11 protein-coding genes are annotated in these 12,573 nt (G+C 47.4%); all 11 read left to right on the forward strand.

The features are described 5' to 3' along the window. The first annotated feature begins 425 nt into the window (after positions 1-425). The 11 genes from ispE to spoVT all read left to right on the forward strand — a co-directional run bounded on the left by ispE (position 426) and on the right by spoVT (position 12,530). Positions 426-1,298, forward strand: a complete 873-nt coding sequence (gene ispE, locus A4U59_RS17600; RefSeq protein ID WP_070121538.1) for a 4-(cytidine 5'-diphospho)-2-C-methyl-D-erythritol kinase — start codon at positions 426-428, stop codon at positions 1,296-1,298. Positions 1,299-1,354: 56 nt separating this feature from the next. Beyond that, entirely contained in the window at positions 1,355-2,212 is an 858-nt protein-coding gene (purR, locus tag A4U59_RS17605) for a pur operon repressor (protein ID WP_070121539.1), read from the forward strand. Further along, complete coding sequence (locus tag A4U59_RS17610) at positions 2,209-2,583, forward strand: RidA family protein (RefSeq protein WP_070121541.1); 375 nt, start codon at positions 2,209-2,211, stop codon at positions 2,581-2,583. The genes purR and A4U59_RS17610 overlap by 4 nt, the downstream gene beginning before the upstream one ends. Positions 2,584-2,792: 209 nt before the next feature. Then, positions 2,793-3,083 carry a septation regulator SpoVG gene (spoVG, locus tag A4U59_RS17615; RefSeq protein WP_070121542.1) on the forward strand — a complete coding sequence of 97 codons (291 nt, stop codon included), beginning with the start codon at positions 2,793-2,795 and terminating at the stop codon, positions 3,081-3,083. A 471-nt stretch (positions 3,084-3,554) separates the two neighbouring features. Next, positions 3,555-4,919, forward strand: a complete 1,365-nt coding sequence (gene glmU / locus A4U59_RS17620) for a bifunctional UDP-N-acetylglucosamine diphosphorylase/glucosamine-1-phosphate N-acetyltransferase GlmU (protein WP_070121543.1) — start codon at positions 3,555-3,557, stop codon at positions 4,917-4,919. Positions 4,920-4,961: 42 nt separating this feature from the next. Beyond that, a complete protein-coding gene (locus A4U59_RS17625) occupies positions 4,962-5,915 on the forward strand; it encodes a ribose-phosphate diphosphokinase (RefSeq protein ID WP_070121544.1) in 954 nt (317 codons plus the stop codon). A 406-nt stretch (positions 5,916-6,321) separates the two neighbouring features. Beyond that, positions 6,322-6,990: a 50S ribosomal protein L25/general stress protein Ctc gene (locus tag A4U59_RS17630; RefSeq protein ID WP_070121545.1), complete on the forward strand. Its 669-nt coding sequence runs from the start codon at positions 6,322-6,324 to the stop codon at positions 6,988-6,990. A 118-nt stretch (positions 6,991-7,108) separates the two neighbouring features. After that, positions 7,109-7,669 carry an aminoacyl-tRNA hydrolase gene (pth, locus tag A4U59_RS17635; RefSeq protein WP_070121569.1) on the forward strand — a complete coding sequence of 187 codons (561 nt, stop codon included), beginning with the start codon at positions 7,109-7,111 and terminating at the stop codon, positions 7,667-7,669. A gap of 170 nt (positions 7,670-7,839) precedes the next feature. Beyond that, complete coding sequence (fin, locus tag A4U59_RS17640) at positions 7,840-8,070, forward strand: anti-sigma-F factor Fin (RefSeq protein ID WP_070121546.1); 231 nt, start codon at positions 7,840-7,842, stop codon at positions 8,068-8,070. A 195-nt stretch (positions 8,071-8,265) separates the two neighbouring features. Further along, a complete protein-coding gene (gene mfd, locus A4U59_RS17645; RefSeq protein WP_070121570.1) occupies positions 8,266-11,805 on the forward strand; it encodes a transcription-repair coupling factor in 3,540 nt (1,179 codons plus the stop codon). A 185-nt stretch (positions 11,806-11,990) separates the two neighbouring features. Then, positions 11,991-12,530: a stage V sporulation protein T gene (gene spoVT, locus A4U59_RS17650; RefSeq protein WP_070121547.1), complete on the forward strand. Its 540-nt coding sequence runs from the start codon at positions 11,991-11,993 to the stop codon at positions 12,528-12,530. Positions 12,531-12,573 lie beyond the last annotated feature (43 nt).

The following is a 12,573-nucleotide window of genomic DNA, read 5'->3' on the forward strand; positions in this document are numbered from 1 at the left end:
AATGTTGTGGATAAAAAGCCAGAAGAGAATCGTCCAGCTTCAGGCGCCAGCGGCTATCGTCATAAGCGGTGCCCCTCCGGGAGGAAAGGAGCACCACCTCCCTGCGGGAATCCCCGCTTATGCGTACGCCGCTAAGCGGGCGCATTGCGCATTTGATCCTCTACTCTACAGGGGGAGTATTTCAACACAGTGGCCAAATTTAAGAATATGATAAACCGACTGCACCTAGGGATCACAATCGGCGCGTTTTCTTTATAGGATGAAAAAAGATCAGTCCAGCTTACCACTGAAAAAGTCCTGAGAAAAGGGCTGGTTCTTCCGAATAAACAGTGAAATTGCCAGCTCTTTCCTTCATTCATGTAAACAGTACTGCAGTTTATGATAAAATACGGAGGGAATGGAAGTTATAAAGTAGGTGAGTACGGATGAATACGATAGAAGTTAAAGCGCCGGCAAAGATCAACCTTGCCCTTGATGTATTACATAAACGTGATGACGGTTACCATGAAGTACGAATGGTCATGACGACGGTTGACCTGGCTGACAGGCTGGAGCTCAAGCTGCTCGATGAAGATATAATCACGGTTTCATCGCAAAACAGGTTCGTTCCGAGTGATGAACGGAACCTGGCTTATCAGGCAGCCGAATTGCTTAAAGAGCGCTATGGCGTTACCAAAGGCGTCCAGATCATGATTGAAAAGAACATACCGGTGGCAGCCGGCCTTGCCGGGGGGAGCAGTGATGCCGCAGCGGCATTGAGAGGGCTGAACAAGCTCTGGAATTTGCAGCTGAGTCTTGATGAATTGGCCCGGCTTGGGGCTGAAATCGGCTCAGACGTTTCGTTTTGCGTATATGGAGGGACGGCACTGGCAGAAGGACGCGGTGAAAAGATCACTGATCTTCCGGCTCCACCGCCATTCTGGGTGGTGCTCGCCAAACCTCAAAAAGGGGTCTCGACAGCCGACGTATACGGCAAGCTTAAGCTGGAGGGTGTCGATCATCCTGATATTGATGCAATGATCGCAGCAATCAACGACAAGGACTTCAGGGGAATTTGCGCCAACGTCGGCAATGTCCTCGAAACGGTTACGCTGAGTCTGCATCCAGAAGTCAAGCAAATAAAAGACAGGATGGTGCTTACTGGAGCTGATGCTGTTTTAATGAGCGGCAGCGGGCCTACCGTGTTTGCACTTATCCATCATGAAACGAAAGTACAGCGTGTTTACAACAGTCTGCGGGGTTTTTGTGAACAGGTATATGCTGTCCGGCTAATCGGAGAACGAACTTCTCTTGAATAAATCCGTACAAAAATGATATATTAGGTTTAAATTATTCGGATTTTGGAGGTTGCAGCATGAAAACAAAACGGAGCGGCAGACTTGTTGACATGACGAGATACTTACTCGAGAACCCGCACACTCTTGTGCCATTAACCTATTTTGCAGAGCGGTATAATGCGGCAAAATCATCTATCAGTGAAGATTTGACAATTGTTAAATCTGTATTTGAAGAACAGGGCACGGGCAAACTGAATACGACTGCCGGGGCGGCAGGAGGTGTAATGTTTGTTCCATCTGTTTCCCCCGGTGAGGCAAAGGCAACAATCGCCGAACTGGTTGATCGGATTGCCGATCCTGCAAGACTGCTTCCAGGCGGTTATTTGTACCTGACTGATATTCTTGGGCACCCGCGCACCGTGAACGAAATCGGGCGGCTGTTTGCAGCTGTGTTTGCTGACCGAAAAATTGATGTTGTCATGACCGTTGCCACAAAAGGGATCCCGCTAGCATATGCCGTAGCCGATCACATGAATGTTCCGGTTGTCATCGTCAGAAGAGACAGCAAAGTGACGGAAGGGTCAACGGTCAGTATCAATTATGTGTCCGGTTCAACCGGACGTATCCAGACAATGGTGCTTGCCAAACGGAGCCTGAAAAACGGTTCAAGAGTCCTGATCATCGATGACTTCATGAAAGCGGGCGGCACCATTAACGGAATGGTGAATCTGCTCCAGGAATTTGAAGCTGAGGTGGCTGGAATCGGTGTTTTGGTCGAAGCTGAAGATGTAGTGGAGCGGCTTGTCGATGAGTATATCTCCCTTGTCCAGTTAGCCGGGGTAGATGTAAAACAGCAAAAAATCAACGCTGAGGAAGGAAATTACTTCCGCTTTCTCGAATCTGCAATTCAGGAAGGAAAGGGTGATGAGGTATGAAAATCGTGGAAACTGCAGCTGCACCGCAAGCCATCGGCCCTTATTCGCAGGGCGTCATTGTGAATAACATGCTCTACAGCTCCGGTCAAATCGGCCTGACTCCAGAAGGAACCATGGCAGGTGATACGGTAGAGGAGCAGGCGCGCCAGGTGTTCGCAAATTTGGATGCTATTCTCGAAGAAGCCGGTTCGGATCGGGAAAACATCGTAAAAGTGACCGTCTATATTAAAAACATGGATGATTTTCCGCTCGTCAATGAGATTTACGGACAGTTTTTCAATGAGCATCTTCCGGCCCGTTCTACGGTGGAAGTCTCTGCACTGCCGAAAAATGCACTTGTCGAGATGGACATCATCGCCCTGGTAAAGTAATACAGGGCATACATAGGATATTTGTCGTGTTAATGGGGTTTAATTTTATTGCGTAAGAGGATTTGGACTCAAATTTTGCTGATTTTCGTCCGTTTTGTGGCTGTTATCCATCTTTTCTTGATAAATTTTTGAAAAAAGAAGGAATTGACCTAAATTGTGTTGAATAATTGGCAATAAGTTTTTATATAGGGAAAAGGTGGTGAATACAAGTGGAAGTGACCGACGTGAGATTACGCCGCGTGAATACCGAAGGGAGAATGAGAGCAATTGCATCCATTACTCTCGATCATGAATTTGTCGTTCACGACATCAGGGTAATTGACGGCAATAACGGCCTTTTTGTGGCTATGCCGAGCAAGCGCACGCCGGATGGTGAATTCAGGGATATTGCCCATCCGATCAATTCGAATACCCGTGGAAAAATTCAAGATGCCGTATTGGCTGAGTATCACCGTGCAGGTGAGGAAGAAGTGGAATATGAAGAAGCCGGTGCATCTTAAGCATCTTAAATTATTAATTCAATGACAACAGAGGTCTGACGGGCAGTCAGGCCTTTTTAATTTGGAGAAAATTTTTTATTGCATTTTACATATTCCCTTTTTGTTAAAATTTGAAACTGCAGAATTGTTTTTAGGCAGGGGTGTTGTGTATTTTAGTGCCAGGCATTCTTTGGAGGTCATCCAGCGGGTCAATGCCTGGCACTGTTTTCGGGTGTTTGTTTGGTGTTGGGATTTATTTGCATTTAACTGAAAAAATGGTGTGTATCTTAGGGCCGGGCATTCTTTGAAGGTCATCCAGTGGGTCAATGCCTGGCACTGTTTTCGGATGTTTGTTGAGTGTTTGGAATTATTTGTATTGCCGGAAAGTCTGGGTTTCTGGAACTGTTTTACAGCACGGCTTGAATCCTTGAAAAGGGCTCGTTTTTAAGATATATTCGTAATGGACAATTGACAAAAGTATGGAGGCTTATAATGATAAATCGATATGCTGTCATTCTGGCTGCCGGACAGGGTACAAGAATGAAGTCGAAATTGTACAAGGTGCTTCATCCCGTTTGCGGAAAGCCGATGGTTGAACATGTTGTTGACCAGGTATCAAAGATGGATCTTGAGAAAATCGTCACGATAATTGGCCACGGAGCGGAGAAAGTACAATCTCAGCTTGGCGACCGTTCTGAATATGCCCTTCAGGAAGAACAGCTGGGCACAGCGCATGCAGTGATGCAGGCTGAACCGGTTCTCGGGGGAAAAGATGGGGTAACCCTTGTTGTATGCGGTGATACACCGCTGGTAACTTCTGAAACGATGGAAGCGCTTTTAAAGCGCCATGAAGAAACAGGGGCAAAAGCGACCATTCTTACCGCTGAACCTGAAGATGCAACTGGATATGGACGCATTATCCGCAACAGTGAAGGAAATGTGGAGCGGATTGTTGAGCATAAGGATGCGTCGGAAGAAGAAAGAAATGTAAAAGAGATAAATACAGGTACGTATTGCTTTGACAATAAGGTGCTTTTCGAACTTCTGAAAGAAGTCGACAACGATAACGTCCAGGGTGAGTATTACTTGCCGGATGTCGTTGAATTGCTGAAAAAGCAAGATGAAGTCGTAACAGCTTACCAGACACCGGACTTTGATGAGACCCTCGGTGTAAATGACCGGGTTGCCCTTTCGAAAGCAGAAACAATCATGAAGAGGCGGATTAATGAGCAGCATATGAGAAATGGGGTCACGATTATTGATCCTGACAATACGTATATTTCCCCGGATGCGGAAATCGGCAGGGACACAGTTTTACAGCCGGGCACCGTCATTAATGGAAAGACAACGATAGGTGAAGATTGTGTCATTGGTCCGAACACCGAGATCACCTCATGTTCAGTTGGGAATGAAACGGTCATCCGCCAATCCGCCGCCTATGACAGCCATATAGGAAACAATGTGAATATCGGCCCGTTCGCACATATCCGGCCAGCTTCGGATCTTGGCGACTACGTGAAAATCGGAAACTTCGTCGAGGTGAAAAAAGCAAGCTTCGGCAAAGGCAGCAAAGCATCCCACTTAAGCTACATCGGGGATGCTGAAGTCGGGGAAGATGTCAATATCGGCTGCGGATCGATCACAGTTAACTATGACGGGAAGAACAAACATTTGACGGTTATTGAAGACGGGGCATTTATCGGCTGCAATACCAATCTTGTCGCCCCAGTCACGGTCGGCGAAAGTGCTTTTGTCGCTGCCGGTTCCACAATCACAAAAGACGTCCCGGGCAAGGCGCTGTCCATTGCCAGGGCAAGGCAAACGAATAAAGAAGGGTACGCTGACAGGCTGAAGTAAGCTGCTGCAGTTGCAAATAATGTTATGGAGGGTCATTAACGAATGTCAAATCAATACGGTGATTCAAACTTAAAGGTGTTTTCGCTGAACTCCAATCCGCACCTTGCTGAGGAAATCGTCAACCATATCGGGGTTGAAATGGGAAAGTCGACTGTCAAACGATTCAGCGATGGGGAAATCCAGATCAATATTGAAGAAAGCATCCGCGGCTGTGATGTGTATGTCATCCAATCCACATCTTCACCGGTGAATGAGCATATCATGGAGCTGCTCATTATGATTGATGCACTGAAACGCGCTTCAGCCAAATCAATCAACGTGGTCATCCCTTATTACGGGTATGCCCGCCAGGACCGCAAAGCAAGGGCACGTGAGCCGATTACTGCCAAGCTGGTTGCTAATCTTCTTGAAACGGCCGGTGCTACACGTGTGATTACACTTGACCTGCATGCACCGCAGATCCAGGGATTCTTCGATATTCCGATTGACCATCTTGTCGGTGTTCCGATTTTATCTGATTTCTTTAAGAGCAAGAATTTTGATGATATCGTTATCGTTTCTCCTGATCACGGCGGCGTGACGCGCGCGCGCAAGATGGCGGACCGCCTGAAGGCTCCGATTGCAATCATTGATAAGCGCCGTCCGCGGCCGAATGTGGCGGAAGTAATGAACATCGTCGGTAATGTGGAAGGCAGAACGGCTATTCTGATCGATGACATCATCGATACTGCCGGAACAATCACACTGGCTGCCAATGCGCTGATTGAAAACGGGGCGAAGGATGTTTATGCATGCTGTACGCACCCGGTTTTATCTGGGCCTGCTATCGAGCGGATCGGGAATTCCAACATTAAGGAGCTTGTCATCACAAACTCCATCCCGCTTCCTGAGAACAAACGCATCGATAAGATCACCGAGCTGTCTGTTGCGCCGTTAATCAGTGAAGCGATCATCCGCGTTCATGAAGAGCAGTCTGTAAGCACTCTGTTTGATTGATTCAGAGGTCTTTGTTTTTCAAAATACATGAGGCAGGTTGCCGGCGCCTAGCGCATTTCGAGATGTCCAGCTGCGAGCACCAGCGGCTATCGTCATAAGCGGTGGCCTCCTCCGGAAGGAAAGAGCGCCTTCCTGCGGATGCCCCCGCTTATGCATACGCCGCTACCCGGTGCTCTCCGCATTTCATGTTGTCCAGCTCCAGGCGCCAGCGGCTATCGTCATAAGCGGTGGCCTCCTCCGGGAGGGAAAAGCGCCTCCCTGCGGATGCCCCCGCTTATGCGTACGCCGCTAAGCGGGCGCCTTGCGCATTTCTTTTTAAGTTGCCTGTTTAGTGTCTTTTCTTAATGGGTAAAGATATAGATAGAGTTTCGTGAGTTTTCTATATCATAAGGGAAGGTGATTGAACATGGCAGTAACGTTACATGCTAAAAAACGCGACAACCTGAATCACTCAACAACAAGAAAGCTGCGTGATGAAGGGAATTTCCCTGCAGTTGTATACGGATATAAAACGGAAAACCAGACGATTTACATTAACTATGCGGATTTTATTAAAACAATAAGGGAAGCGGGCAGAAACGGCATTTTGGACCTTCAAGTCGAGGGCCAAAACAGCAGGCTTTCCGTTATGCTCCAGGATTATCAGACAGAACCGATCAAAGATGAGATCCTTCATGCCGACTTTATTGCGGTTAACTTGAAAGAAGAGGTTGAAGTGGAAGTTCCGGTTCACTTGACCGGGGAAGCCGCAGGTGTAAAAGAAGGCGGCGTGGTCCAGCATACCCTTCATAATCTTAACGTGCGTGCTCTCCCTTCAGACCTGCCGGAATACATTGAACTTGATGTATCCGCACTTGAAATCGGAGATGCATTACAGGTTCAGGACCTGAAAAAAGACGGAAAGTATGAAATCCTTGATGAACAGGAATCCACGATCATCACCGTGCTTCCTCCGCAGAAGCCTGAAGAGGAAGAAGCGGATGAAGAAGCTGAAGCGGAAGAAGAATCCGGTGGACAGCCGGCTGAATCCAAAGAAGATGCTCAGCAGGAAGAAGTTACAGAAGAAGATGAGTAAACAGCAAAGGCGTAACCTTTCGGGTTACGTCTTTTTACCCTTTATGAAACGAGTGAAGGATGCCTTTTCCAGGGGGAAAACGAAGACAACAGGATCGGAAGAAAGAGAGGAAACAAGTGTGAAGTTAATCATTGGGCTGGGGAACCCGGGGAGCAAATACGAAAAAACAAGGCACAATGTCGGATTCCGCGTGATTGATGAATTGTCGGACCGGCTCAATATTCCGCTGGACAAACAAAAATTCAACGGAATATTCGGTTCAGGCATGATAGGATCTGAAAAGGTGTTTTTGTTGAAACCTTTAACCTATATGAATCTTTCTGGCGAGTCTGTCAGACCGCTTATGGATTATTATAATATCGAGGTGGAAGAAATCGCCGTCATTTATGATGACCTGGATCTGCCGGCTGGAAAAATCCGGCTTCGTGCGAAAGGGAGCGGCGGCGGCCATAATGGCATGAAATCGATTATCCAGCATCTTGGCACGCAGGAATTCAATCGGATCCGAATCGGCATAGACCGCCCTAAAAACGGCATGCCAATCGTAAATTATGTTCTTGGCACATTTACAGAAGAAGAAGCACCGCTTGTTGATGAAGCGGTCAGACGCAGTGCTGAGGCTTGTGAAAGCTGGCTCTCGCAGCCATTTACAGAGGTCATGAATACATTCAATAAATGAATACATGGAGCCCGCTTCGGCAATACTAATGCCATGTTTTTAAAAAGGCGTTGTTATATTACTGTTGATTCCCCTGTCACTCGGGGGCGTTTGAGAAAGAAATCTCACATCAACAATAAAATGTAACGCAGCCTTGAAAATGGCATAACATTGTCAGGAGGGTCTATTCCATGGCTATCAAATATTTTTGCCGCCACTGCGGGACTGCAATCGGGTCCATTGAGCGCCGCGAAGTCAGCAGTGAGCAGCTGGGCTTTGATCATTTATCAAACGACGAAAGGGCAGAGATGATCCGTTATTTGTCCAACGGTGATGTCCATGTAAATACAATTTGTGAAGATTGCCAGGAAACACTTGAACGAAATCCTGATTATCACCAGTGGCACACTTTTATTCAGTAGTTTCCATGCAGCCTGCGGATAAGTGGATGAGGATGAACGCTTTGGCTCCTATAGGCCAGAGCATTTTTCTGTTTCTTAGTTTAATGAAATAATGGATGCCGGACCATGCATAAACTTAAAATAGTAAACCCGATGCTGAAGAAGCTTGCCGGAGGCGAACCGGGTTTCAGGGGTAAAGTGGAGGAGGAATCATCTTTGAGAGGATTGCAGCACTATTTTTTAAACAGCAACGATGCCCAGTCCATCGTGGATGGATTTGATGAAGGTCTCAGGGAACAGCTTGCTGCAGGTCTTACCGGAGCAGCGCGCCCATTATTGCTGGCATCGCTGTATAAGTCAACAAACCGCCCGCAGCTCGTCGTAACGCACAATCTTTTTCAAGCGCAAAAAATATATGACGACCTGGCCGAACTGGTTGGGGAAGATGAAGTCTATCTTTATCCGGTGAATGAATTGATCGCTTCAGAAATAGCGGTGGCAAGCCCCGAGCTGAAAGGACAGCGGATTGAGGCTCTCAATTACTGGGCAGAGCATGAGAAGGGGATTATCATCGCACCGGTTGCCGGACTCAGGCGGATGCTCCCGCCCAAATCGGTCTGGAAGTACAGCCAGCTTGATTTTACTGTAGGTGAAGAGATCGATGTGGAGGAGTACCTGGCCAAGCTTGTCAACATGGGCTATGAACGAACAGGCATGGTATCCGCTCCGGGCGAATTCAGTATGAGAGGCGGCATTATTGATGTTTATCCTTTGACAGAAGCCATGCCGCTGCGCATTGAACTTTTCGACACGGAAATAGATTCAATCCGTTACTTCGACGTGGAAGATCAACGGTCACAGGATAAAACGGAAACAGTCAGAATCGGCCCGGCAACGGAAGTGCTGCTTTACAATGATGAGTTTGAACGGGGCGCTTCCCGGCTGGAAGAAGAACTTTCGAAAAGCTTGAAAAAAGTGAAAGACGCATCTGTCAAAGAGCAGATGTCCGAAAAGGTCTCTTCTGAAATCGATCAATTGAAAAACGGGCAGACATTTGAACAGATTTTCAAGTACATGGGACTTTTCTATAAAAAGACTGAAAGTTTACTAGACTATTTACCAGAAAATGGATTGGTGATGATGGATGAAATCTCACGGATCCATGAAACCTCGTCCACGCTGGATAAAGAGGAAGCGGATTGGCATACATCGCTGCTGCAAATCGGCAAAATCGTGTCTGATATCCCATTGTCACACCATCTCGGCGATTTACTGCAGAAAACGGCCAGGCCGCGGTTGTATTTATCATTGTTTTTAAAACATGTACCGCATACGAATCCGCAAAATATCATTAATTTCATGTGCCGGTCGATGCAGAACTTCCACGGTCAGATGCATGTACTGAAAGGCGAGCTGGACCGGTGGAAGCACAGCGGTTATCGTGTTGTTTTTCTTGCCGCGGATGAAAAGCGCGTCGAAAAGCTGCAGTCTGTCCTGGATGATTATGATATTGAGGCGGGTGTCCTGGACAGGGATGCTGAAGTTCCGGGTGCCGGCCAATTCATTATGGAGGCTGATCTGTCATCGGGATTTGAACTCCCTGGCATAAAACTTGCTGTCATCACCGAGGAAGAATTGTTCAAGAAGAAATCCAAAAAGCCGAAGCGGCGGCAAAAGCTGTCCAATGCCGAGCGCATCAAAAGTTATTCAGAGCTTAAGGTCGGCGATTACGTCGTACATGTCAACCATGGCATCGGTAAATATCTTGGCATAGAAACGCTTGAAATCAACGGCATCCATAAGGATTATCTTCATGTGAAATACTCCGGCAATGATAAGCTCTATGTGCCGGTCGAACAAATCGACCAGGTCCAGAAGTATGTCGGTTCGGAAGGGAAAGAGCCGAAAGTATACAAACTCGGCGGAACGGAATGGAAAAAGGTGAAAAGCCGCGTCCAATCATCTGTGCAGGATATTGCCGATGATCTCATTAAACTGTATGCGGAACGGGAATCGACGCCAGGTTATCCGTACAGTGAAGATACGGAAGAACAGCGCCAGTTCGAATCCGCTTTTCCTTACCAGGAAACGGAGGACCAGCTCAGGACGATCCAGGAAATCAAAGAAGACATGGAAAAGGCCAGGCCGATGGACCGGCTCCTTTGCGGTGATGTCGGTTATGGAAAAACAGAGGTTGCCATCCGGGCCGCATTCAAGGCGATTATGGAGGGGAAACAGGTTGCTTTCCTGGTGCCGACTACAATCCTGGCACAGCAGCATTTTGAGACAATCAGTGAACGGTTCCAGGATCATGCAATCAATATCGGCATGCTCAGCCGGTTCCGCACAAGGAAACAGCAGAATGAAACGATCAAAGGCCTCAAGGCAGGCACTGTCGATATCGTCATAGGGACACACCGCTTGCTGTCAAAAGACCTGAAATTCAGGGATCTGGGCCTGCTCATCATTGATGAAGAGCAGCGCTTCGGTGTGACCCATAAGGAAAAAATCAAGCAAATGCGCGCAAATGTAGATGTGCTGACCCTTACAGCCACGCCGATTCCAAGGACGCTTCACATGTCGATGCTCGGAGTGCGCGACCTTTCCGTCATTGAAACCCCGCCGGAAAATCGTTTTCCGGTCCAGACGTATGTGGTCGAATATAACGGCGCCCTTGTAAGAGAAGCAATCGAACGGGAATTGGGCCGCGGCGGGCAGGTATATTTTCTATATAACCGGGTGGAGGACATCGAGAGAAAGGCGGAAGAAATTTCGATGCTTGTGCCGGATGCCCGTGTAACCTTCGCACACGGGAAAATGAATGAAACCGAGCTCGAAGCGGTAATGATCGACTTTCTGGAAGGCCATTATGATGTTCTTGTCAGCACAACAATCATCGAAACCGGCGTTGATATCCCGAACGTCAATACGCTCATTGTCAATAATGCCGATAAGATGGGATTATCTCAGCTTTACCAGCTGCGCGGCCGTGTCGGCAGGTCAAACCGGGTCGCTTACGCTTATTTCACCTACCAGCGTGATAAGGTACTCAATGAAGTGGCGGAAAAGCGCCTGCAATCGATAAAAGAATTCACTGAGCTTGGTTCCGGTTTCAAAATCGCAATGCGCGACCTATCCATCCGCGGAGCCGGGAACATACTTGGAGCCGAACAACACGGATTCATCGATTCGGTCGGATTTGACCTGTATTCCCAGATGCTTCAAGAAGCGATCGAGGAGCGGAAAACCGGACCATCAGATAAACCGGCTGAAAAACCGATTGACGTTGATATGAACCTGGAGCTGGACGCTTACATCCCTGAAGAATACATTAAGGATGAACAGCAAAAAATTGATATGTATAAACGTTTCCGTAATGCGGACACCGTCGAGGATGTCGAGGACCTGCAGGAGGAAATGGTCGACCGGTTCGGTGACTATCCAGAGGAAGTCGGCTATCTCTTTTACATTACGAAGTTCCGTCTCTTGATGAGAAAAGAACGGGTGGAACTCCTGGCCAGAAAAAAACACGAAATTGAGCTGAGAATATCTGAAGAAGCGAGTGACAATATCGACGGGGCCAAACTGTTTGAAATGGCCAATGACATGGGCAATCATGTCAGGCTTGGAACGGAAGGCAAGAAGCTGAAGGTGATCATCAGCACCCGGAAAATGGAGCTTAAAGATCAGCTGTCGCAAATCGAGCATGTTTTAAGACAGCTGGACGAGGTGAAAAGGGAAAAAGTCGGTTCGTGAACAGCTGAATCCTGATATGGTGCTTTCTTCTTGCTGTCTTAGTTAAAATTTGCCTCTCTATGAATAGAACATAAAACGTGTAAGATACTATAGGCAAGAAAAATGGTGATTTCTTCATTTGAAGGACAAGTTCAGCCCAATCACCAAAAATTACACAATGAGATGAAAGTGAGGCAGCTAAGAATATGAAAGCAACAGGAATAGTTCGTCGAATTGATGATTTAGGCAGGGTTGTCATTCCGAAAGAAATTCGCAGAACGCTTCGGATTCGTGAAGGTGACCCGCTCGAGATTTACGTGGACCGTGACGGGGAGGTCATCTTGAAAAAATATTCTCCAATCAGTGAGTTGAGCGACTTCGCCAGAGAGTATGCAGATGCACTCTATGACAGCCTCGGCCATACCGTGCTCATTTCCGACCGCGATACCTTCATATCAGTATCGGGAGGATCAAAAAAGGAATTCCTGAACCGTGCAATCGGGCCGACAGTTGAAAAAGCGATGGAAAGCCGTGCTCCCCAGTTCGAAACATCTGAAAAGGAAATTGAATTAATAGACGGCATTGAAGAATCAATTGCTTCCTTTGTTCTTCAGCCCATCATTGCCAACGGAGATCCGATCGGCGCTGTTGTCATTTTTACAAGAGGGGACAAACCGCTCGGTGAAGTTGAACAAAAATCAGCCCAAACAGGTGCAGCATTTTTAGCACGCCAAATGGAACAATAGGGATGCGGCAGAGCGCAGTTCGCACTCCGAGCCTGCAATAGAA

The sequence above is a fragment of the Bacillus marinisedimentorum genome (assembly GCF_001644195.2).
GTDB lineage: Bacteria > Bacillota > Bacilli > Bacillales > Bacillaceae_O > Bacillus_BL > Bacillus_BL marinisedimentorum.